Here is a 25125-nt window from a genome sequence, read left to right on the forward strand (position 1 = left end):
TAGAGATGAAAATATTTAACGATTAAAATAGGTAATAAATATATGGTTAATCCACTTAAAGAAGGTGATAAAGCACCTCAATTTTCATTGCCAGATCAAGATGGAGAGCAGATAAGTTCGAAAGATTATAAAGGCAAACGTATTTTGATTTATTTTTATCCTAAAGCAATGACTCCTGGTTGTACTATGCAAGCTTGTAACCTGCGTGATAGTGCTGACGAATTTAAAAAATATAAAGTGGTAATTATCGGTATTAGCACAGATAAACCCGAAAAACTTTCCCGCTTCATGGAAAAAGAATTATTGAATTTCACCTTACTTTCTGATGAAAACCATACCGTATCAGAAGCTTTTGGCATCTGGGGTGAGAAAGAATTTATGGGTAAGACTTTTGACGGCATTCATCGGATTAGTTTTTTAATTGGTAAAGACGGAAAAATAGAAAAAGTTTTTGATAATTTTAAAACAAGTAATCATCATGAAGTAGTGTTGGATTACCTTAAACAACATACCAGTTAATTTACCTACAAGCAGATTAAATGATTAATCTGCTTTTTTTATTAACAGTTAATTGCTTGTTAAGCTGCTTTTAATTTCTTCCGGTTTTGGCCATGCATTAATAATGGCTTTCACTAATGTGGCTAACGGAATCGCGAAAAATACCCCCCAAAATCCCCATAAACCACCAAAGACAATCACTGATAAAATAATAACTAGCGGGTGTAAATTTAATTTTTCAGAAAACAGACAAGGAACTAGTAAATTGCCATCCAAGGCTTGAATTAACACATAAAAGAAAATCAAATAACTAAACTCAGCACTTAATCCCCATTGGAATAGCGCTATTAATACCACTGGAATACTAGAAATAATAATACCTATATAAGGAATTAATACCGATAATCCTACGACCACCGCTAACAATAAACCATAATCTAAACCAAAATACCAAAAGGGGATATAAACACACACAGCTAAAATAATAATGTGTAATACATTACCAACAATGTAATTGGAGATTTGCATATCCATTTCTGCGGCGACTTTATTTAAAATAGTGCGATTTTTTGGCAAAATTTTCGAACAATAACCCCATATTTTAGCTTTATCTTTTAGTAAGAAAAACATCATTATTGGGATTAGTACCGCATTGATCACCACCGAAACCAAACTAAATAAAGACACAATAGAAAATTGTAATAAAGAATTACCAGTTTGTACCACTCTATTGGTGATACCTTGAATTATCGAATCAAATAACCCAACATCGATTAATTCAGGATAATGTTCCGGTAAAGACATCAAAAATTTATTAGCAAAATTTAGCATATTAGGAATATTAGTAATCAAACTGATGCTTTGTTGCCAAATCAATGGCAATAAGATCATAAAACCAGCAAATACTACCAAGATAAATAGTAGCAACACCAAAATAACCGCCAGAGTACGTGGGATTTTCCTTTTATTTAAGAAATTAACCGGGGTATCAAGTAAATAAGACAGTACAATAGCAATTAAAACGGGTAATAGGATTTTATTGAAAAAATAAATTATCAGAAACAGCAAAATAATCACTGCCATTAACGAAACCACATGGGGATCACTAAATCGTCTTTTGTACCATTCAACGAATAATTTAAACATTGCAAATACTCCTATTTTGCTATTTTTACGTGGTTAAGTCCTGACTGATTATAAATTTGTTATGGCATTAAGTTGGGGATATTTTGTCATTTATCGTTTAAATCCACCTAAAATACCCCGTGTAATTCGTTTACCAAGTTCATTAACGACTTGCCGGGTAGCACTTTTTGCAACTTTTTGTGCCAATCCATCATGCTGCCCCCCTTTAGGGCCTTTACTACCAAAGAATAATGAACTCAGAACGTCCATCCATCCCCCTGAACTTCCATTTTGTGAATCACTTTGATTATTACTAGTAGAATTAGCAGCTGTGTCGAGCGAAAAACCGGCTTTGAGTTTTTCGTACGCCGACTCGCGATCTACTGTATCTGCATATTTATTATAGAAATGGGATTGATTAATAATAGCATTTTGTTTTTCAGGCGCCATTGGCCCCATGTGCGAATTAGGTGCAATTACAAAACCCCTTTCAACCATATTGGGTCGCCCTTTTTCATCCAAAAATGAGATTAAGGCTTCGCCTACTGCCAATTCCATAATTGCGGTTTCTGCATCAAAACTAGGGTTGCTGCGCATGGTTTGGGCTGCGGCTTTTATGGCTTTTTGATCTTTGGGGGTAAATGCACGTAATGCATGTTGTACCCGATTACCAAGCTGCCCTAAAATAGTATCAGGGATATCGGTAGGGTTTTGGGTAACAAAATAAACGCCCACACCTTTAGAACGAATTAAACGCACTACTTGTTCTATTTTTTGCAATAATGCTGGTGAAATATCATTAAACAATAAATGTGCTTCATCAAAAAAGAACACTAATTTTGGTTTATCCGGATCACCAATTTCCGGAAGATGTTCAAAGAGTTCTGATAATAACCATAATAGAAATACCGAATATAATTTAGGGCTATTATATAATTTGTCGGCCGCTAATATATTTACTACCCCTTGACCGTTGTTATTAACGCGCAGCAGATCTTGAATATCCAGCATTGGTTCGCCTAGAAAATATTCTGCTCCTTGTTGATCAAGTGTTAATAAACTCCGTTGGATTGCACCGATTGATGCTGAAGAAATATTGCCATATTCGGTGGTGAATTTTTTTGCATTATCACCCACAAACTGCACTAGAGCCCGTAGATCTTTAAAATCCAGCAGTTGTAAATTATTGTCATCAGCTATTTTGAATACTAATTGTAATACTCCGGCTTGAGTATCATTTAGATTAAGTAATCTTGCTAGTAAAATTGGGCCAATATCAGAAACAGTACTCCGCACTGGTAATCCCTTTTCGGCAAACACATCCCACAATTCAACTGGTGATGCATTAGGTTGCCAATCCTTTACACCTATATTATTAAGACGAGCTTGTAATTTTTCTGATAACGTACCTGGCTCACCGATTCCGGTAAGATCACCTTTCACATCTGCCAAAAAAACCGGAACCCCTATTTTGGAAAAACTTTCAGCTATTTTTTGTAAAGTAACAGTTTTTCCTGTCCCGGTGGCACCGGTAATTAAACCATGACGATTGGCAAAATTTGCTAAAATGGCTAAGTCTTTACCATTGCTTTTGGCGATAACGATAGATTCACTCATGGTACAAATCCTCATTAAAACTACTATTAAAACTACTATTAAAATAAGTGAGAATATTGTAAGCTGAAACAGCAATAACTTCTATTCTTATTATCTGTCTAGACTACAAAAGGAGTCGCTATGTTTCCAGAATATCGAGAATTAATTTCTAAATTAAAAAATACAGATTTACGTTTCCAAAAGTTATTTGAACAGCACAATGAATTAGATCAAAAAATCAAAAATATTCAATCGGGAATTGCAGTTAATACCGCGGAGTCGATAGAAGCATTGAAAAAACAAAAACTTAAACTAAAAGATGAAATGCATGAAATTTTGAAAAAAGCGTCTTCTTTGTAGTCATTCAATCGAGTTACGCTTGTTAAATTAGTTTAATATAAATATAGAGTTAAAAATAAATAAACCCCAAAATATGGGGTTTATTTATTTTTATAATATATTAACTTTCATCGATTTAATTGCTCTTGAGCCTTTTTTTGTTTACGGCTTTTGATTAGCATAATTAAATTTTTATGTGGAGTCTTCATAATTATTTCTCCTTATTGTTATAGTTATATGACTCTAAAATAATATGTATTAAATATAATATTATTGGTCCAAAATCAAGATGTCACCTCATTTATATTTATTAATATGAACTTTACTATTGACTTAATAAGCAAACATAGTTGAGCTTCAACCATTGATTAGTTTGCTTAAAACCATTGCCCAAAACGTTTTATGTAAATACGTTTCATAAATTGAGCAACACAGCAATAACAAAGTAAGGTTCCTACCAACCATGGGAAGTATGACCACGGCAGTGCTTGTAAGCCAATTACGCTACCTAATGGCGAAAATGGAATGTAAATACCAACAGCCATTATTAACATGGTCATGACAATAACCGGAAATGCAGCCGTACTTTGAATAAATGGAATCTTCTGCGTTCTTAGCATATGTACAACTAATGTTTGTGACAACAAGCCTTCAATAAACCAACCAGAATGGAATAATGATTGCGCTTCAATATTATTGGCACTAAACACAAACCACATTAATGCATAAGTTGTAATATCGAAAATAGATGAAGTTGGACCAATCCAAATCATAAAACGACCAATATTCGGTGCATCCCATTTACGCGGTTTTTGGATAAACTCTTCATCCATTTTGTCCCATGGTAATGAGAGTTGGGAAATATCATACAGCAAATTTTGTATTAGTAAATGAATTGCTAGCATTGGTAAAAATGGTAGAAATGCACTGGCAACCAATACTGAAAAAATATTACCAAAATTAGAACTTGCTGTCATATTAAGGTATTTCATAATATTACCAAAGGTTTCACGACCACAAATCACCCCTTCTTCTAATACCATCAAGCTTTTTTCCAGCAAGATGATATCTGCCGATTCTTTAGCTATATCAGTAGCGGTATCTACCGAAATGCCTACATCAGAATCACGTAGTGCCGGAGCATCATTAATGCCGTCACCCAAGAAACCAACCGTATGACCATTATCTTGTAATAAGCGAATAATGCGTGATTTTTGTAATGGTGTGAGTTTGGCAAAAATGGTACGTTGTTCAATTTGCTCTTTAAGTTCAACATCGCCCATTTGTTCAATCTCAGTACCTAGCAGTGGAACTCCCGGTTCTAATCCAACTTCACGACAAACTTTAATGGTAATGATTTCGTTATCTCCGGTGAGGACTTTAACGCCAACACCATGTTCATTTAATGCTGAAATGGCCTCATAAGCACTCTCTTTTGGTGGATCTAAGAAAGTTAAAAACCCTCGAATAGCCAGTTCTTTTTCATCTTTTACACTATATTGTGTTTTAGTTTGTGCCGCCGGTATTTGTTTAATGCCAACCGCCAAAACTCTAAAACCATCTTTATTATAATTGTGAGCTAAAGCGATTAGATTTTGTTTACGTTGTTCATCTAATGGCAAATACTCACCATTTAAATACACATGGCTAGCAATTGATAGCATTTCTTCAACGGCACCTTTACAGATCATTAAATGATTATCATCGCCATTTTGCACCACCACGGATAAACGTCGACGCACAAAATCAAATGGTAATTCATCAATTTTAGTGTAGTGCCCAACACCTGTTTTTTTAATGGTAGTTTTTTCTTCGGCAAAACGGATAATCGCTTTATCCATTAGATTTTTCATACCACTTTGATAATAGCTATTTAACCATGCTAGTTCTAAAACCGATGGATCAATTTGGCCATTAATATCCAGATGATGCTCTAAAATGATCTTATCTTGAGTTAAGGTTCCGGTTTTATCGGTGCAAAGAATGTCCATCGCGCCAAAATTTTGAATGGCATTTAAACGTTTAACTACAACTTTACGTTTAGCCATGCCAACAGCACCTTTAGCCAGGTTGGCACTAACGATCATTGGTAACATTTCAGGGGTTAAGCCCACTGCAACCGCAAGTGCAAACAATGTTGCTTCACCCCAATCACCTTTAGAAAAACCATTAATCAACAGTACAATTGGTACCATAATTAACATAAATCGGATTAACAACCAGCTGACACTGTTAACACCGCGATCGAATGAAGTTTCTGCTCGTGAACCGACAATAGATTTTGCTAGCGTACCAAAATGAGTATCGGCTCCGGTAGCTACTACAACGGCTTTGGCGGTGCCACTAACGACGTTGGTCCCCATAAAGCACACGTTATTAACATCTAAAACATTATCTTTAGTGATTTCCGACACATCGGCTTCGTCGGTGGTTTTTTGCGAAATGGCACCTAAGGTGTCATATTTTTCTACCGGGATAGATTCACCTGTTAACACAGCTTGGCTAACAAATAGATCCCGTGATTCAATTAAACGAATATCGGCAGGGATCATATCCCCAGCGGATAGAAAAACAATATCCCCGGGTACGATTTCATTTAACGGAATTTCTATTTTTTCCGGGCTCTTAGCTTCATGAGCTCGTCGTAACACTGTTGCGGTGGTACGAATCATAGATTTCAATGCTTCGGCCGCTTTATTCGATCTGAATTCTTGCCAAAAACGTAATAAGCCACTGAGCGCCACCATAGTAACGATGATGATAATGCTAGTAACATCAGTGTCTTCACCTTGTTGTAATGGTAGCCAATAATCAGTAACAAAACTGACAATAGCTAGCACTAATAATACAAAAATAAATGGATTATTAAATGCCATTAATAATTGCATAAATACTGAAGGTACCTTTTCCCTAGCGACTTCATTTTTGCCATAGGTTTCTAAATGTGACTTGGCGGTTTCCTGAGTTAACCCGGAAAGATTAGATTGAAATTTTGCTAAAATACTATCAAGGCTATTTTGTGCCTCATGAATAGCTTTTATTTCTAATTTAGTTTCTGTCATAATTTTTGATGCGTTTTTGGTCATCTTGTGTACCTATACTTATATATTTTTTAGACAAAAGATTGCTGACCCATAATTAGCACAGTAATTATAAGTAAGTAAAATTCGTGATAAGCTAAAAATTTATTGCATGGCAAAGCTAGCTGATAAAGCTATAGCTCAATATAAATTAGCCAATTAAAAAATTATTTAAGATTTAGATACAACTTGGGGGTTCTAAATGTTTTTCAGAAAGATATAAAACACAAAACAATAAAGATTGTGCAAAATAATGTTTAGAATTTGTGTGATAGCGTGTAAAAAATTGCATATCGTTCACCATTACCGTTTTTATCAAATTCGGTTTGTGAACTGAAAAAATAGGTATTTCGACAGGTTCAGTAACCGATTGTGATTTGTTTGAATTTATCTCCCCAACTATTGGGGTGACCCGATTGAGCGTCCATATGTCTCCTATATATTTGAACTCAACACTTTGTATTTCAACTTTTCTTAGCCCTCATTTTTAACCACCTTTTATAGTTAAAAAAGTAAGAAAAGCTCAAAGGCGGGCAATTTATACGCCTTTGAGCTAAATAAGTCAACCTATAATCCCAAAATAGATAAATGATTGCCTAAAAAAAGCACTTTCGGCCTTATCATTTAGCTTTTTGTATAGAATTAATACAAGTTTTACCTAATATAAGTTACAATCATGAAAAATTTAAAGGTTAGGATTTTTGAAATGGAACTTATGGAATTACTAAATGATAATTGGTTTAATTTAGTTATTATTATTATTCTTTCTTTTATTGGATTTTTATATAAAAAACGTTCTAAAAACAATTATTTCGATAATATCATTCGCTATACTGATATTTTAGAAAAAACCCCACAACCCGAATACCAAAAAACTTATCTCAATAATATTAAGAAAAAATTATTGTGGGACAAGGTTTGCTTTTATAAATCCGGCAATATCGAAAAGGAAAGAATTGCCATATCGTTAATTAATGCCGATATTAATAATATTATTGAATTGCAACAGTTAAATTTACTTACTCAATATTTTTATATTAATCAAAAGCAAATTATGCCGCAAAAACCTTTTCTAATTAAAGAGATCATGGCTACCGGTGTTACTGCTTTGGTGGCGCTGATTATTATTCTATCTAATATTAGCGCTATCCGTCATTCTGCATGGATTGTGAGCATTATTGTGGCTATTTTAACTATTTTTATTGTGATAATTATTGGCTTGCAATTTGCTTTTAATCCACTAAAAAGATTTAATACTTATCGATTAATTCTTAAAGATAAGGACTTTTTACCAAGAGCCAATTTGGAACTTACTAATATACTTGAAGTAAATCTTGAAATTAGCCCGGATATGATTGAAGCAACAATTACTACTGATGATCAACAGCAACCTTAGTAACAATCTTATAGCTTATTAGAAACAGTCTTTATAATGTATATGTGAGGATGATTAACTTAATTTAAATAGGTCGATCATCCTTTTTTTATTTTACATCGGGGTAGATTTTATACTTAAGCGCGTGTGTTTTAGTTGGTTAACCAAATTCAAAAGTGACATATTTAGTTGTTGCATAAATTGTTGATAAGTAAACTCTTTTTTACTTATCTCTTCTAGTTGTAGCTCCCAATGTGCTGTCATATCTGGCGTCGACATAATATCCGGTAAAGAAGTGATTAAATTACGCCCTATCGGTGTGGAACGAATAGTTTTGCCTTGTCGCCGTAAAAACTCCCGTTTAAATAATAATTCAATGATGCCAGCCCTCGTTGCTTCTGTGCCTAAGCCATCGGTTTCGCGGAGTATTTTCTTTATATCAGGATCTTTAACAAAGCGAGCAATTCCTGTCATAGCCGCAAGTAAAGTCGCGTCGGTAAACGGTCTGGGTGGTTGTGTCTCTTTACTAATTAATTCAGCATCAACACACTGTACCGCCTCTCCTTTTTTGACTAATTTAGTCAATAATCCATTACTGTCATTATTATCTGATTCGGCATCGGCTTGGTTATTTTTAATTCGAAACAGTACCTTCCAACCCTCATTTAACATTTGGTTGGCTTTAGCGATAAATTTACCATTTTGAATACTGACATCGATTTGTAATTCCGCATATTTATAAGCTGGGTAAAATTGCGCTAAATATTGAGTAGCAATAACTTGATAGACGACTTTTTCATTAGTACTCAAATGATCCATCTTCGCTTTGCGTAATGTTGGAATGATGGCATGATGCGCTTCCACTTTTTTATCATTCCAAGCTTTAGAACGTAAACTAAAATCGGCATTATCTATGGCAGGTTGTAACTCACAACAATTATTGGCAATTGCCGACTTTACGCCGACTATTTGTTTTAAATGTTCTTCTGGTAAAAATCGACAATCCGATCGTGGGTAAGTGATTAATTTATGTTTTTCATACAATGACTGGCAGATATCAAGCACTTCTTGGGCACTTAAACTGTATTTTTTTGCCATTTCAATTTGTAATGCCGACAAGTTAAATGGTAACGGTGGTGCTAACTCTTTCTTTTTATTACTGACTTTATCTATTATGCCCGTTTGGTTTTTAATTCGTTGACACACATTTTCAGCCAATGCTTTAACTAATACCCGGCCTTCTTCATCTTGATAAGGTGCACACGCTTCACTAGGTTGCCATTTAGCCTTAAAGGTTTCGTTATTTTTGGTTTCTAAAACTGCATAAACTTCATAAAAAGGTTTGGGCACAAATTGTTCTATTTCTAAATCTCGCCTTACGACTAAACCAAGAATGGGTGTTTGCACTCGCCCAATGGATAAAACCCCTCGATAACCATTTTTTTGACCCACAATAGTACACAGTCGGCTCATATTAATACCATATAACCAATCGGCTCTAGCCCTGGCTAATGCAGAAATGGAAAGGGGTACAAAATCTTGATTACTTCGTAGGTGCTGTATGGATTTTTCCACGGCACTAGCATTTAAGTCACTAATTAAGCAACGTTTAATTGATTTACGTTTATCAGATGATAATTGGCAATAATTTAGGACTTCATCGACCAGTAATTGCCCTTCCCGGTCTGGATCTCCGGCATGAACTATTTGATCGGCTGATTTAATTAAATCCACCAAGACATTAAACTGTTTATTAGTATTATTTTTTGGCAGCAAGATCCATTTTTCGGGCACAATGGGTAAATCGTCAAGCTGCCACTTTTTATAACGGGCATCATAAACTTCCGGCGTTGCTTGCTCCAATAAGTGTCCAATACACCAACTAACCACATCTCCATTGCTGGCTTTGATAAAACCATTACCCTTTTGCTGTGGCTTGGGTAATACATCGGCAATGGCTCTAGCTAAACTAGGTTTTTCGGCTATAAATAAACGATAAGATTGCTTAGATTGCATAAATGTCTAGTTCTAATTAAAATTTGCAAACAACTGAAAATTCCTTTTTAACCAAAAGTTGCTAACAGCGTTTGATTATTATTGTTTAATAAAGGGTTGATAATATGTCGGATCTCAACGTTATAAAATAGCATACTTTTTAAGTCGCATTTACCTGTAAAACCATGTGCCACATTACAACCATTTTTTATACTTAAGCCAAATAACTGAACCAATACAAATCACAATAATAAGCAATACTAAGCCAACAAATGACCATTGTTGTTCATTATAAGGAATACCCGCTAAATTCACTCCCAGCAAACTAGTTAAAAACGTAATCGGAGTAAATATAATGGTAAACAGTGACATTAAATAAATGCGTTTATTGGTTGATTCGGCTAAAAAACTATTAATTTGTTCCATTAGTGAAGCAATACGAAGTAAACAACTGTCGATATCGGATACATAATGATTCTGCTGACTGGAGATATCGTGTAACCTTTGGCGGTCATTGTCATCAATCCAAGAGATTCTTTCGGTGGAAATTTTAACAAAGATATCCCGTTGTGGAGATAATAATCGGCGCAATATAAATAACTGTTTACGGACACGGCCTATTTCTTTGTGTGAAAATATCCTTTGGTTTAAAACTAAATCTTCAAGTTTAACAATTTTGTTGTGAACACTATCAAATGATTGATTAACTTGATCGCTGATTAATTCAGAAACTTGAATCAACCAATCTGCCACATCAACCGGTCCAATGCCTTTTTCTAAGTTATCTTTTAATTGAAAAATAGCATCAATTTGTTGGTGTCGCGTTGAAATAATTAAATTATCAGTGATAAAAAAACGAAAAGTGACAATCGGATCGGGTAGTTCATTTGGAATGAAGTTTACCCCTTTTAAAACCACTAAGATACCAGAATCAAAGCGAATTTCTTTGGAAATTTGGTTAGGTTTAATCAGCTCATTCTTAACAATTTCCGGTATTAAATCTGTTGAATGTATCCAATTGATAGTTTCTGGTTTAGCAAAATCTAAATGTAACCAACATGGTTGTTGTACTGTCGCTTCACTGTCATTAGTTAATGGAATTGCTTTACCTTTACCATCTAATTGACAACTAAAAACAGGTTCAGCAGCTAAAAAACGCGAAACGGGTACGACTCCAACATTATTCAAGTCAGCCATAATGCTCCACCAGCAGATTAATTTTTAACAATTATATACCTAAATTAGCTTAAAATGCAGTTACTCATACTGGTTAATTTTTTGATTATGGATTTAAATAAATTTGCGGCACTTGCGTATTTGCAGGATGCTGATAAACGCCTAATTCAACACCATACCAATGATTGATATTATTTACTGTCAAAACTTCGGCCGGTGTACCTTGCTCAACGATTCGTCCTTGATTGAGCAGTAAAATTTTATCAGCATATAAGGCAGCCAAATTTAAATCATGCAAAATGCAACATACTGCCAAATTTTGCTGGCTGGCTAATTGTTTCAATAATCGCAACGTATGTTGCTGATGATATAAATCAAGGGCAGATGTAGGTTCGTCTAGAAAGAGTAATTTTTCCGCTGGTTCTGGTTGCCATAATTGTGCTAATACACGTGCTAACTGTACTCGTTGTTGTTCACCACCAGATAAACTACGGTAATCGCGATCTGCTAATTTTAAGCAATCAGTTTGTCTCATTGTTTCATTGACAGATTCGCTAGCATAGGCTTTGCCATAAGGGGAACGCCCCATAGCAACAACTTCTTTAACTTTGAATGGAAAAGATAACTGACTCTGTTGCAACATAACTGTTCTTATTTTTGCTAATTGCTTGGTTGACCATTCAGGCAATGGCTTATTCAGTAAATAACATTCACCTGAAGATGGTAGTTGAAAACCAGTTAATAAACGTAATAAAGTTGATTTACCAGCACCATTAGGCCCAATAATTACTACTATTTCACCAGCATTGATATTTAAAGACACATCATCAATTAAAGTTCGAGTTGCACAATGAAAAGTTAAATGTTTAGCGGTTAACATATGCAAATTCCCTCTATTATTTATGTCTTAAAATCAGCCACAGGAAATAAGGACCACCAATCAAACTGGTAAAAAGTCCTACAGGAATTTCAGTAGGGGCAATTACGGTTCTGGCTAAGGTGTCAGCTAATAGTAATAAACAAGCACCACCCAACGCCGAACCGGGTAATAACCAACTATGATTGGCACCAATACGTAACCGTATCATATGAGGTACCACTAAACCAACAAAAGCAATAATGCCACTTACCGCAACAGAGGTGCCAATAAGTACCGAAGAAAGTAACAACAAATATCGTTTTATACGTTGTACATTAACACCAAGATAATGAGCATCTTCATCGCCAAGTTGTAAAATATTGAGTTGCTGAGATAGCTTAAATACACAGATTAATGACGGTATAATAAGCGACATCGCTACAAATACTAGTTCCCAAGAGCCTTTACCTAAATGCCCCATTGACCATAAAGATAATTGACGTAATTGGGATTCATCACTGATGTAACTCAGAAAACCCATTATTGCACCAATAATGGCATTAATTGCTACGCCTAATAATATCATTTTAGCCAAATTACATTGCTCATTGAGGCTATAGATATAAATCAATAAACAAATAAATAGGCTACCTATAAAAGCCGCAATCATCTTGCCATATAACATAACGATTGGAGGAAATATTGCAGGAAATATAATAGTTATTCCGACTACGAGACTGGCACCACTACTGATTCCTAGTAATCCAGAATCAGCTAATGGATTTCTAAATAAACCCTGCATTACTGCACCGGATGTGGCGAGTGCCATGCCAACAATTACCGCTAACATAATTCGCGGTAAGCGTACATTTAACCAGATATTCCACAAGGGATCATCCCATGACATATTTAGTAAATGGGAAACTGACAGTTTTAGAGCCCCTGAATTAGCCGAATAGATTATTAGCACTAGAAGAATGGCAAATAATCCCCACAACAATGAACGATGATTATACTTCCGCACCCCAAGACCTCGTTACTAATTTCAATTTAATCATATAATTATATATACTAATAGTTTATTACCAGATCGGGTTCAATAACACTGTAGACACGATTATCAAGTTGTTGGTTATCAATTTTATTAATAATTACTTTTGCCAGTTCAGTTCGATGAATAAAACCATGCACCTCTTGTTGATAATAACAACAGCCATTCCCGGTGGCATCACCGTCAACTAGGCCACCTGGTCTTAGAATTAAGTAATTTAAGTTACTGGTTTGTAACCATACTTCGGCCAAGGATTTTTCTCTTACTGCTTGACCAAATGCTTGTTTGGCCCGAGTTGATAAAAATGGCCATGAATCACCACAACCCAATGAGGTAACTAATACCATTTGTTTAATACCAACTTGTTCAGCGCAGTCAATTATAATCCGCTGCGCAATATAGTTACCGGTATTACCACCTAAAGTCGAAATAATCGTTGCGTCAGTACCTGCTAATTGACATAGTTTGGTTACCGTTGAAATATCACTGGCATCACCAAAATGAGCTTCAATCCCTTGTTGCAGTAGTTGTTTAGCAAAATCGGCGTCACGGACTAAAACAATACAACGCCATTTCGGTTGGCATTGTATTGCTAATTGAGAAATTTGATAGCCAGTCCCTAATTTGGAACTCACACCAAAAATTAATAATGTTTTCATATTGTTTTTACTTAGCCAAGTTTTTTACTAATGTTCTATATTTTTCTAACTGCTCTGTTTTCAATTGGTGTTTCTCATCTCGGCCAACAAAAATTTTAAACATTGATTGCCCAGCATGATTAAGGAAAACAATTGATGCGGTAGACATTTTCATAAATGTTCGTTCAATAAAAGCAATATATTGGCAATGTTCTGCCCTAATGTGGCCACTCAATCCTTTTTGGTGACGTAAATTAAAATATTTATCACTATGCTTGCCCGGAGGTAATTCACCTGAGATCTCAGCAATAATATCGCCAGAATGAATCAAAAACATCACATCACCCCATGTTGAAACTTCGCCCCAAACCGTATCAAAATTGTTGCCATCGACAATCTTCGCTTCCGGTAACGCTTGAATAACTTGAGTTAAAGTAACTTGATGATCTTGAGCAATTTTTTCTAATAGTTCCTCAGGATTATTTTGCATGTATTCGGCTAGTTTTTTATTAAAAGTTTGTTTATCTACCATAATAATATCCTTTAATTACGTAACGTTGTTTTGATGGTTTGTTTGTGTGGATGAGCTGCTGGCATAGCATGATTAGGTGGCATTGATGGTCTTTTTTGTGCCATTTGTTTTTGCATTTCAATATACTCAGGATTATTGAGTTGCAGTAACAGTTGTTGCAAAGCTTGCAGAATATTGCTGGACCAAAAACGCCCTGATAGTGTTAAATTCATACAACGATCCTGATCTTGCAATAAGCCAACTTGATGCCATTGTTTAATTAGTGGATCAAACAATTCACTATGTTCTGTCAGTTTAGTTAAATCAACTCTACCCTTTTCAATCCCTGCTTGTAATCGATGTAACCAATCACCTAATAGGGATTTACCGGTTAACATCATCAACGGCTTTTTACCTTGATCTAGAATTGCATAATATTGAGTTAAATCTCGATGCATCATAAATGATTGACCACCTAATCGGCCACCAGCACAAGAACCAAAGGCAAAAAAATTCGAGCCTTGTTTAATCAACGAATTATATAAATTACGTTCTCGAGTCGTTTTTGCCCAATGAGCATTAGTTAAATGCATCCAGCCTTGTTTACCTAAAAATTTAGCGCCTTGATGATAAAAATCACATTTATCCGTAACTGATGGTATGGTTATTCGATGATTTTCAACACCTTTAGCTAACGGAGTGGTGGGTAAAAGATTAAGAGAATAAAGATCGACGCCATCGAGCGGTAAATCATCCGCAATTTGTAAATCCCGTTGCCAATTATCATAATTTTGATTGGGCAAACCAAACATTAAATCACATACTAAGGCCACGCTATCGCGTAACGCGATGCGTTCAAAATTCTGAATAATTTGTTGCTCAGTCGATTGACGACCCAATTTTTGCCTAATTTTAGTGTTAAAAGTTTGCACACCAATCGAGAAACGATTAGCCCCAGCTTCAATATAACTATCAACTCGCGCATCATCAAAATCAGAAATACGGCCTTCCACCGTAATTTCACAATCCGGTGCTAACGGGGCTTTTTGCTTTAGATAAGTTATAACTCGCCCTAGTTGACCTGCGGCTAGAGCTGAAGGTGTGCCACCACCAAAGTAGATAGCATGAATTGGTGCCGATTGCATGGCTGGATTATTTATTTCTAAAGAGATTTCTTTCAATAAATAATCAACATAAATTGTAGTATCAAATTTTCGGAACGGATTTTGATAAAAACCACAAAATTGGCAATGAATATCACAAAAAGGAATGTGTATATATATTAATCTCTTTTTACCGGTTAATTCACTGTTTTGTAATATCTGCCAGTTTCTATCTACTTCCTGAGGATTGATTGGCATACTCGCTTGTAAAGGCATCACAGCCCAACGATCTTTAAAAGGTAAAACTGAATTTGCAGCAAAATATGGGCTTACGTCTAATGATTTCATGACAACAATTTCAAAACAACTATAGTTAAATTAATATTTTAAGAGATTAAATAATAATTATTATCATTAATCAATGTTTTTTTATACATATATATTTAACTATATGTTATTAAACATATTTATTTTTATTTTCTTTTTTGATTGCAATCTTTAATTAAAAATATTGTTCATTGTTACCATTTTTTGTCTTTATATTTTTAATGGCATAATAAATTTATGGTTGATAACGCTTATCATTTTCAATATAGTAGCACCCGTTTTGTAAATGGAAACAGGAAATATTCAATGAAGAAAAAAATCATTTCTCAAGTCAGTTTATTACTATTAATTTTCACTTTTAATAGTTGTATTAATTACAGTGTAGCCAAAGAAAGAATAGTAGTTGCTGGGGGATCTTTAACTGAAATTATTTTTGCTATTGGTGCTGGAGATGAAGTTGTAGGTGTTGATAAGACAAGTAATTATCCAGAAAAAGTAAAACAATTACCGCAAATTGGTTATTGGAAACTTCTAAATATTGAAGGAATTTTATCATTAAAGCCTTCTCTTTTTATTACTTTAAATGATGCCGAACCCGACAATGTTATCAGCCAAGTAAAACAAGCTAATGTAGATGTTTTAGCTTTACAACGCGTTCCAGGTACACTTGAGTTACTATATGATAACATCGACAAAATTTCAGCTAAACTGAATAAGCCAAATGAAGGCAAACAATTAATTACCCGCTTACAACAAAACTTATCGCAAATCCAAAATAACATTGCTAAGCAACCTAAAAAAACCAAAGTATTATTCCTAATGAGTATGGGTGGGACTAATGCTGTAGCAGGTAAAAATACCACAGCTGATGCGTTAATCAATATTGCCGGTGGTGAAAATCTTGCTACTCATAATAGTTATAAAAGCTATACCCCAGAATCACTTATTGCAATGAACCCGGAAGTTATCTTACTTAGTACTCATTCGGTTAATGAGATGGGTGGTATGGATAAATTAAATACGATACCAGGAATTACTGAAACCGCAGCTTTTAAAAATCACCGGATTGTAACTATTGATGATAGTTATCTATTTGGAATTGGACCAAGAGTTGATGAAATAGCAAATACTCTTTACCAAGCTTTTTACCCACAATAATTTTAAAAAATAGTAATTATATTTTAATTAATAAGAAGCAATTTAAGAAATTCGTTTAATTTTATGTTTACAAGGATTCAAATGTTTAGTTTAAAGAATTTAAAGAAAACAAGTACCTTAGCTTTAGGTTTAACTTTTGTGATACCTGCTTTAGCTACTGAAAAAACTGATGATGATAAAAATATTGATACCATCACTGTTACAGCTCATGAAGCAATTAAACAACCTGGAACTAATACCGAAATTTCCGAACAAGATATCCGTCGAGATGGTGGAACTAATTTTGGTACCCTCATGCGTTATCAACCACTTATTTCGGCGTCAGGAAGTATTTCTGGTTCAGGTAGTGGTAAAAGTAGTTGGGATAGAAGTGGCTTTACTGGCTATAATATCCGTGGTTTAGATGCTAACCGGGTCTCAATTGACATTGATGGGATGCCTTTACCTATAGCTCAAGGTCGAGTCAACTCTGTTGGGCGAGCAGGCTTTGGTTCATATGGTATTGGCCGCGATTATATTGATACCTATATGTACAATAAAGTAGATATTCAATCTGGGGCGACTTCGGTTAGTAATGCCAATAACGCGTTAGGTGGTTCGGTTTCATTCCAGACTAAAACAGCTAGTTATTATCTCTATCCAGGGAAAACCAGTTATTTTGGTTTCCAAAATAACTATGATAGTGCTGATAGAAGTTATCACCAAGGTATAACCATGGCAGGAGGTGATGATTATCTAAACGGTATATTGGTTTTAAGTCGTCGTGATGGGCAACAAACTCGCAATCATGGGGATTCGCTTAATAACTATCCGGAAAATTGGCATTCTAATTCAATATTAGCTGGATTTGGTTGGCAAATGACCAATGATCATTTACTGAATACTAACGTTGATTTTAATAGCAAAACCAAAAATTCGCATTATGATACATGGGATAAAAATGGGAAAAAGGTTGAATCATCAGATCACCAACGCAGCAAAAACAATCGCCTTAACTTAGCAATTAAAGATAAATGGCAACCAACCGATATCAGCTGGATTGATAGCTTAACTACACAGTTCAACTATCAGCGCACTAACGTATATGATGATACTGATCTACATTCAAAAACTAATGGTAATTATAATATTCAAACTAACTATAATACCAAGGCTTATAATTTCATTACTACTTTATTGAAAAACTTGGATAATCAGAGAATTAGTGCTGGTCTGAATGGTAAATGGAGTAAAGATGAATCGCCATTTTATACTTCTGCCAAACCAAGATATGGTCAGATTTTCCCTGATGGCGATTATGCAAAACCACAAGCCGATAGCCGTACATACCAATTAGGTGGATTCTTTGAAGATCGAATTAGCTTTAAAATCAAAGATAGCAATAATTACTATGTAGTACCAGGCGTAAGAGCGGTATATCAAAATACAAAACCGCGTAACCTTGAAAATATGTCTGTCACAACAGTAAACAGCTCACAGTTAAGTCAACAGTACAATAGCAATAGTGATTTCAAAGTATTACCTTCATTAGCGTTAATGTATGACTTAAAACCTAATTTAACTGCTTATTTACAATATAAACGTAGTGCCCAAATGCCGAATCAAAATCAGTTATACGGTTCTTATTTAGCACATAGTACTATGTATTTATTAGTAGGTGATTCTAATCTAAAAACAGAAACTAGTGATAATTTTGAATTAGGTTTAAAAGGGCAACCAACTCAAGGCATTACCATATCCTCTGCTGCATTTTATAATAAATATAAAAACTTCATCGCCTACACACGTTATGATAAAAACTTTGTAGGTGCTGGTAAACGTATTGTATTCCAAGCAGAAAATCGTGATAAAGCCTATATCTACGGTGCTGAATTAAGCAGTGAATTTAATCTTGGCACTTGGTTTGAATCAGTTAACGGTTTAAGTGCACGATTCGCAATTGGTTATAACCAAGGTAAATCTAAATCAAGTTATTTAGGCGATAAATATGTCGAAATGGACTCAGTAGCACCAATGAAAGCAACTATAGGTTTAGCATGGGATGATCCAAATAAACTCTATGGTGTTTCATTAATGTCAACCTTCCAAAAAGGTAAAAAAGCTGAGTCGACCAACCGTGAATCGTATGACAATAAAGGAAATCCTATTACTAATTCAGATAATGAATACTTTAGAATCGCCGGCCACGGTATTGTTGATTTAACCGGTTATGTCAACTTTACTAAAAATATAAAATTAAGTGGTGGTATTTATAATCTTACCGACCAAAAATATTGGGATTACCTAAGTAATAACAAATTATACCGTACCTCAGATCACAAATACCTTGATATGTTTACTGCTCCGGGCAGAACATTCCAATTAGGTCTGGATATCGACTTTTAATCTAGTTAAAACGATAGTTACCAATCAAAGTTAGGTTAAACCTAACTTTGATCTAGTGCTAAAATTCTAATTTCATATCCCTAATAACTAACAACAACAGCCTGTTAACAAAATCTCCAATAAGTTACTTTATAATAGCTTTATTATTTTTTATCCCTGTGTCAAAAATATATGAAAAAATTCAATTTATTAATTCTATTCCTGATTATAAAGTTCAAAAGATAAAACTGAATTTAGAGCCTAATAGGAACTTACGTCAAATGATTTCATAATTCCCATTCATAAAAACAATCTTGCAGAATTAAATAATAATTATTCTTATTTATTAATAATTTTTCCATTATTTATTTCTTATGTAATATAAATTTATTATTTATTTGAATAATAAAAACTATTTTATTTGTAGATCCTTTTTTTTGTAAAACTTCGCATAAATCATTACTAATATATTGATAATGATTATCATTTTCAATATATTAGTTAGTCTATTTCTAAATTTTCAAATGAGAAAATACAAAATGAAAAAGAAATTTATGGGAAATGTTGTATTATTCATATTCATTTTTAATATTAATAGCTTTATTAATTTCAGTTATGCAAATGAGAGAATTGTTATCGCCGGCGGCGCTCTTACTGAAATTGTGTTTGCTCTTGGTTCTGGTGATCAGGTTGTCGGCGTTGATAGCACCAGTCAATTTCCTAAAACAGTAAAACAACTCCCTCAAATTGGTTATTTAAAATTACTAAACATTGAGTCAATACTATCTCTTAATCCCTCACTAGTTATTAGTTTCAATGATACTGAAACCGATAATATTCTTCAGCAAATAACGCAAGCAAAAGTTGCTGTTTTAGCGTTGAAACGTGTACCTGCAACAATTGATTTACTTTATGAAAATATTAATAAGATTGCCGTTAAATTGGATAAACAAGAAAAAGGCCAAGAACTAATCAATCGAATTAAAAAGAATCTTTCTAACATCCAAACTCAAATAGCAACTCAACCACATAAAACAAAAGTGTTGTGCATCATGAATATGGGGGGAAGCATTTTGATTGCTGGAAAAAATACGACTACAGACGCATTAATCACTATTGCTGGTGGTGAAAATCTTGCTACCCATAACAGTGTTAAAACTTACACAACAGAATCATTAATTGCTATGAATCCAGAAGCTATTATTTTAACCACACATTCAATCAATGAATTAGGTGGTTTAGATAAAATTAATACTATTCCTGGTATCTCAGAGACAGCGGCATTTAAAAATAATCGAATTATCATTATTGATGATAGCTATTTATTTGGCATTGGACCAAGAGTAGATGAAGCAGTAAAAATACTCTTTCAAGGTTTCTACCCTCAATAAGTTTTTAGAACAAGTATTTTTATAATTTTTAATAATATTTTTATCATTTGAAGCAATAAATGAGCGCTATTGTTATTTATTACATTATTGATGAAAGGACTAGAATGTTGAATTTTAAATTTTTAAAAAATACCAGCTCATTAGCAATAGGCTTAACATTAGTATTACCAGCTCTCGCTACTAAGCCAAGCAATAGTGAAAAAGATATTGATACTATTACCGTTACCGCTCATGAAACAACAAAAAATGCCGGAACAAGTACCGAAATCACGGAACAAGATATTCGCCGTGATGGTGGAACTAATTTTGGTACCCTCATGCGTTATCAACCACTTATCTCTGCTCCTGGAAGCATCTCAGGTTCAGGCAGTGGCAAAAGTAGTTGGGACCGTGGTGGATTTACTGGTTATAATATTCGTGGCTTAGATGCTAACCGTGTTTCAATCGATATTGATGGTATGCCGTTACCCATTGCCCAAGGTCGAGTGAATGGTGTCGGTCGAGCTGGTTTTGGATCTTATGGTATTGGGCGAGATTATATTGATACTTATATGTACAATAAAGTTGATATTCAATCAGGCGCAACTTCGGTAAGTAACGCTAACAATGCTTTAGGGGGATCTGTATCATTTCAAACTAAAACCGCAAGTTATTACCTTTATCCCGGAAAAACTAGTTATTTCGGTTTCCAAAACAACTATGACAGTGCCGATAGAAGTTATCACCAAGGTATAACCATGGCAGGTGGTGATGATTATCTAAACGGTATATTGGTTTTAAGCCGTCGAGATGGGCAACAAACTCGCAATCATGGGGATTCGATTAATAGCTATCCGGAAAATTGGCACTCTAATTCAATCTTAGCTGGTTTTGGTTGGCAAATGACGGATGAACATTTACTCAACACCACAGTTGATTATAATAATAAAACCAAAAACTCGCATTATGATACTTGGGATAAATATGGTAAAGAGGTTGAATCATTAGATAAACAAAGAAGCAAAAACAATCGTTTCAACCTCGCAATTAAAGATCAATGGAAACCGACAAATATCAATTGGATTGACAGTTTAACCACTCAATTGAATTATCAACGAACTAATGTCTATGACAATACCGACCTCCGTCACAAAATTAGAGGTAATTTTAATACCCAAACGAACTACAATACCAAAGCTTATAACTTTATTACGACTTTAATCAAAAGTTACGATAACCAACGCATTAGTGCAGGTTTAAATGGTAAATGGAGTGAAGATGACTCACCATTTTTCACATCAGTTGTATCAGAAAATATCATCATTCTTCCCGATGGTCCATATAGTAAGCCACAAGCCGATAGTCGTAGTTATCAGATCGGTGGCTTCTTCGAAGATCGGATAAGCTTTAATGTTAATGATAGTAATAATTTTTATTTAGTTCCTGGTGTTAGAGCTGTTTACCAAAATACAGAACCACGTAACCTTGAAAATATGTCAGTGACGAATATTAATAGCAATCGATTAGGTAAGCAATACAATAGTAACAGCGATTTTAAAGTATTGCCTTCGATGGCATTTATGTATGATATTACCCCTGATTTTACTGCCTATTTGCAGTATAAGCGTGCTGCGCAAATGCCAAACCAGAACCAACTTTATGGCTCTTATTTAGCTCATAGTAGCATAGCTTTATTAGTAGGTGATTCAAATCTTAAAACCGAAACCAGTGATAACTTTGAATTAGGTTTAAAAGGACAACCTGTATCTGGTGTGACACTTTCATCATCAGCTTTTTATAATAAATATAAAAACTTCATCGCTTATACTCGCTATAAAAAAGATTTTTTAGGCATTGGTAATCGTATTGTTTATCAAGCAGAGAATCGTGATAAAGCTTATATTTATGGAGCTGAACTAAGCAGTGAATTTAACCTTGGTACTTGGTTTGAATCAGTTAACGGTTTAAGTGCACGATTCGCAATTGGTTATAACCAAGGCAAATCAAAATCGAGTTATTTAGGTGATAAATATATTGAGATGGATTCCATTGCACCAATGAAAAGCATTATTGGCTTAGCATGGGATGATCCGAATAAGTTTTATGGTGTAGCTATTACTGCAACCTTCCAAAAAGGGAAAAAAACCGAAGCAACATCTCGCGAAACTTATAGCAATGAAGGTAAACCAATTGCTGAATCTAAAGATGATTACTTTAGAATTGCTGGTCATGGTATTGTTGATTTAACTGGTTATATCAATATTACCAAAAATGTAAAACTAAATGGCGGGATCTACAATCTTACTGACCAAAAATATTGGGATTATCTAAGCAATCATAAATTATATAGTACTTCTGATAATAAATACCTTAATATGTTCACAGCTCCGGGAAGAACATTCCAATTAGGTCTAGATATCGACTTTTAATCTAGTTAAAACGATATTTACCAATCAAAGTTAGGTTTAACCTAACTTTGATCTAGTGCTAAAATTCTAATTTCATATCCCTAATCCCTAATAACTAACAACAACAGCCTGTTATCAAAAATCTCCAATGAGTTACTTTATAATTTCTGGATTATTTTTTATTTCTGTTTCAAAATCATTGATAGTGGTTTAAATCAAAAAAGATTCAATTTTTTAGATTGCTGATACCTTACTTTATAGCTAAACTAAGGTATCAATAGTATAAATTAGGTTAACTTAAGTGAGTTCATCATGAAAAAAATCATGTTTTTGATAATTTTTGTTCCATTTATAGTTGTAGCAAAAGTGGATGTGTCAAAAATATATGGAAAAATTAAAATTGTTGATTCTTTTCCTGATTATAAAGTTCAAGTAGTCGATTCGTTTGCTGATTTAAATGTTCAAAAAGTGGAGTCTTTTGCTGATAGAGCGGGGAAATGGCAGTTCGTTGATAGTTTTCCAGATTATAAAATAAAATTTGTAGACTCCTTCCCTGATTTCAAAATTAAGTATATTGATAGCTTTCCTAGAGTTAATTAGATAAAAGATCAGTTACATGTAACTAATAGTAAAAAGAATGCAGTTCGCCTTTTATTACAGACAAAAATAACTATATTGATATACTAACTTTAAATTAAAATACTAATTGAAGATCATAATAAAACATGGCTACAATAAAAAGAAGCCTTTTATAATGGCTTCTATGTAAACAACCAAAATTGAGAGCGTATCATAAAATATAACAATTTTTCATTAAAGCAGACCAGCAGAGTTCTAACCTAATGAATAGAAGTTATTAAGATAATACTCAATTAAATCCGGATTTTTAAAATGAATACTATAATAAAAATAATTTCTGCTTTTACTCTTATCATATCTACATTAGCTTTTATTAATGGTAGTTTTTGTTTTATTATTTATATTTTAGATGTTCTAGATCTTCATTACAGAATTACTCATTCCCGCCTAGTTAACTTTATAATAAGCTTTCAAATCATATTAACTTGTATTATTGTGGTTTCTAGTGGTTTATTACTGTCACTTAATACATTAAATCAAAAAAACCACGATTAAGTGGTTATTGATTGTTCATGCTTTAATAGAAGAATCCCAATGGTAGCTTACTTTGCAAGTCTCTCTTGAGCCATTTTTCCTGTATATACACATATGGCAGAATTAAAATTATTATAAGTAACGGCATAAGAAAAATCACAAAAATAAGCTGGATTTTTAGTCGCTATAGTGTCGCCTGCGCTACATTGATTACTACCTAAACTTTCTATTAACGTACTATTATTATCTCCTAAACAAGCTTTACCTGTTAGGCTTGTTTTATTTTCACCGCAACCGAATAATACAAAACTAACGGCCAATACAGCTAGTAATTTTTTATACATATATAATTTGCCTTCAATAATTAATTTTTGATAATTATACACAATTTAACGGTTAATAAATAAAAACTATTTTTATGTCAACGTGATAAATTTGTTTGTTTATATTCGATAAATAAAGAATAACTTTGTTACCAACCTTTTACCAAATCAGCTTAAAAATATCGTTTCTCGACTGTTGAAAACTGAGCCTTTTTATTATCTCAAATGTATGCCGAGTATTACTGTTATTTGTTCTAATAAGTAATTATTCTATTCTCGTGCAAACTCTTTCATTTTTACTTTTCGTTTTTGTTATTTCTCTGGTTAAATTTGAACAAGAATAAAACATCTCCAATTCCCAAGTAAACTTATTACTCGAATTTTTTATTAGACTTCGATTTATTATGAATTCACAATTACCTCGTTTACCTTCAATGGTTGGTTGTTTATAAACTTTATCTATATCAGTTTTAGCCGCTTCTTCGTTATTTATTTGTGCCACTAGAACACCATCAACGATTTTATAGGAGTGTTTATATTGTTCGCTTCTCTTTAAAGAATAATCAGTATATGCTTTTAATTTTGAATCGTACTTACTCTCATATTCTTTGTTGCTACAATCCCATTTACCGACAAGGTATTCTTTAGTAACTTTATCGTCACCACAGCCAGTTAAAGCGATACTAACCAGACTAATTAATAAAACCTTTTTCATA

Annotated in this window: 20 protein-coding genes; 8 read left to right on the forward strand and 12 right to left on the reverse strand. The window is 33.8% G+C overall.

What is annotated here, in order from left to right; translation table 11 throughout:
* Nucleotides 1-42: 42 nt before the first annotated feature.
* Nucleotides 43-519 (forward strand): thioredoxin-dependent thiol peroxidase, encoded by a 477-nt coding sequence (gene bcp / locus A9G12_RS03480; protein WP_065564472.1) that lies wholly within the window; start codon nucleotides 43-45, stop codon nucleotides 517-519.
* A 48-nt stretch (nucleotides 520-567) separates the two neighbouring features.
* On the opposite strand, the gene A9G12_RS03485 is transcribed toward bcp, so the two are convergent.
* Both A9G12_RS03485 and A9G12_RS03490 read right to left on the reverse strand, forming a co-directional pair.
* Complete coding sequence (locus tag A9G12_RS03485; protein WP_065564473.1) at nucleotides 568-1644, reverse strand: AI-2E family transporter; 1077 nt, start codon at nucleotides 1642-1644, stop codon at nucleotides 568-570.
* A 90-nt stretch (nucleotides 1645-1734) separates the two neighbouring features.
* The gene (locus A9G12_RS03490) at nucleotides 1735-3240 is read right to left on the reverse strand and encodes a helicase HerA-like C-terminal domain-containing protein (protein WP_065564474.1); all 1506 of its coding nucleotides are present in this window, start codon (nucleotides 3238-3240) and stop codon (nucleotides 1735-1737) included.
* A 120-nt stretch (nucleotides 3241-3360) separates the two neighbouring features.
* On the opposite strand from A9G12_RS03490, the gene A9G12_RS03495 reads away from it, so the two are divergent.
* A complete protein-coding gene (locus A9G12_RS03495; protein WP_065556933.1) occupies nucleotides 3361-3579 on the forward strand; it encodes a YdcH family protein in 219 nt (72 codons plus the stop codon).
* Between the two features lie 356 nt (nucleotides 3580-3935).
* Here the strand turns inward: A9G12_RS03495 and mgtA are convergent, their stop codons facing one another.
* Nucleotides 3936-6644, reverse strand: a complete 2709-nt coding sequence (gene mgtA, locus A9G12_RS03500; RefSeq protein ID WP_065564475.1) for a magnesium-translocating P-type ATPase — start codon at nucleotides 6642-6644, stop codon at nucleotides 3936-3938.
* A gap of 700 nt (nucleotides 6645-7344) precedes the next feature.
* On the opposite strand from mgtA, the gene A9G12_RS03505 reads away from it, so the two are divergent.
* Nucleotides 7345-8034, forward strand: coding sequence for a hypothetical protein (locus A9G12_RS03505; protein ID WP_065564476.1), 690 nt, complete (start codon nucleotides 7345-7347; stop codon nucleotides 8032-8034).
* A gap of 93 nt (nucleotides 8035-8127) precedes the next feature.
* Here A9G12_RS03505 and A9G12_RS03510 read toward each other — a convergent pair whose 3' ends face one another.
* From A9G12_RS03510 to hutW, 7 genes are all read right to left on the reverse strand, one after another.
* On the reverse strand, nucleotides 8128-10029 hold the full coding sequence (locus tag A9G12_RS03510; RefSeq protein ID WP_065564477.1) for a DNA topoisomerase III: 1902 nt from the start codon (nucleotides 10027-10029) through the stop codon (nucleotides 8128-8130).
* 174 nt (nucleotides 10030-10203) lie between these two features.
* Nucleotides 10204-11205: a zinc transporter ZntB gene (gene zntB, locus A9G12_RS03515; protein WP_065564478.1), complete on the reverse strand. Its 1002-nt coding sequence runs from the start codon at nucleotides 11203-11205 to the stop codon at nucleotides 10204-10206.
* Between the two features lie 85 nt (nucleotides 11206-11290).
* Nucleotides 11291-12064 (reverse strand): heme ABC transporter ATP-binding protein, encoded by a 774-nt coding sequence (locus A9G12_RS03520; protein ID WP_065564479.1) that lies wholly within the window; start codon nucleotides 12062-12064, stop codon nucleotides 11291-11293.
* A gap of 16 nt (nucleotides 12065-12080) precedes the next feature.
* Complete coding sequence (locus A9G12_RS03525; RefSeq protein WP_141674104.1) at nucleotides 12081-13067, reverse strand: FecCD family ABC transporter permease; 987 nt, start codon at nucleotides 13065-13067, stop codon at nucleotides 12081-12083.
* 47 nt (nucleotides 13068-13114) lie between these two features.
* Nucleotides 13115-13753: an NAD(P)H-binding protein gene (locus A9G12_RS03530; RefSeq protein WP_065564480.1), complete on the reverse strand. Its 639-nt coding sequence runs from the start codon at nucleotides 13751-13753 to the stop codon at nucleotides 13115-13117.
* 7 nt (nucleotides 13754-13760) lie between these two features.
* The gene (gene hutX / locus A9G12_RS03535; protein ID WP_065564481.1) at nucleotides 13761-14264 is read right to left on the reverse strand and encodes a heme utilization cystosolic carrier protein HutX; all 504 of its coding nucleotides are present in this window, start codon (nucleotides 14262-14264) and stop codon (nucleotides 13761-13763) included.
* Nucleotides 14265-14275: 11 nt separating this feature from the next.
* Complete coding sequence (gene hutW / locus A9G12_RS03540; protein ID WP_065564482.1) at nucleotides 14276-15694, reverse strand: heme anaerobic degradation radical SAM methyltransferase ChuW/HutW; 1419 nt, start codon at nucleotides 15692-15694, stop codon at nucleotides 14276-14278.
* Nucleotides 15695-15979: 285 nt separating this feature from the next.
* Between hutW and A9G12_RS03545 the strand changes: the two genes are divergently transcribed.
* From A9G12_RS03545 to A9G12_RS03565, 5 genes are all read left to right on the forward strand, one after another.
* A complete protein-coding gene (locus A9G12_RS03545) occupies nucleotides 15980-16831 on the forward strand; it encodes a heme/hemin ABC transporter substrate-binding protein (protein ID WP_065564483.1) in 852 nt (283 codons plus the stop codon).
* An 81-nt stretch (nucleotides 16832-16912) separates the two neighbouring features.
* Nucleotides 16913-19216 carry a TonB-dependent receptor domain-containing protein gene (locus A9G12_RS03550; RefSeq protein WP_081299640.1) on the forward strand — a complete coding sequence of 768 codons (2304 nt, stop codon included), beginning with the start codon at nucleotides 16913-16915 and terminating at the stop codon, nucleotides 19214-19216.
* Nucleotides 19217-19734: 518 nt separating this feature from the next.
* Nucleotides 19735-20586 carry a heme/hemin ABC transporter substrate-binding protein gene (locus A9G12_RS03555; RefSeq protein ID WP_065564485.1) on the forward strand — a complete coding sequence of 284 codons (852 nt, stop codon included), beginning with the start codon at nucleotides 19735-19737 and terminating at the stop codon, nucleotides 20584-20586.
* Nucleotides 20587-20690: 104 nt separating this feature from the next.
* Nucleotides 20691-22994: a TonB-dependent receptor domain-containing protein gene (locus A9G12_RS03560; RefSeq protein ID WP_065564486.1), complete on the forward strand. Its 2304-nt coding sequence runs from the start codon at nucleotides 20691-20693 to the stop codon at nucleotides 22992-22994.
* 291 nt (nucleotides 22995-23285) lie between these two features.
* Entirely contained in the window at nucleotides 23286-23573 is a 288-nt protein-coding gene (locus tag A9G12_RS03565; RefSeq protein WP_065564487.1) for a hypothetical protein, read from the forward strand.
* A 581-nt stretch (nucleotides 23574-24154) separates the two neighbouring features.
* Here the strand turns inward: A9G12_RS03565 and A9G12_RS03570 are convergent.
* Both A9G12_RS03570 and A9G12_RS03575 read right to left on the reverse strand, forming a co-directional pair.
* The gene (locus tag A9G12_RS03570; RefSeq protein WP_065564488.1) at nucleotides 24155-24430 is read right to left on the reverse strand and encodes a hypothetical protein; all 276 of its coding nucleotides are present in this window, start codon (nucleotides 24428-24430) and stop codon (nucleotides 24155-24157) included.
* Nucleotides 24431-24674: 244 nt separating this feature from the next.
* Nucleotides 24675-25124: a hypothetical protein gene (locus A9G12_RS03575; RefSeq protein WP_065564489.1), complete on the reverse strand. Its 450-nt coding sequence runs from the start codon at nucleotides 25122-25124 to the stop codon at nucleotides 24675-24677.
* Nucleotide 25125 lies beyond the last annotated feature (1 nt).

The organism is Gilliamella sp. wkB112, assembly GCF_001690685.1.
Classification (GTDB): Bacteria; Pseudomonadota; Gammaproteobacteria; order Enterobacterales; family Orbaceae; genus Gilliamella; species Gilliamella apicola_J.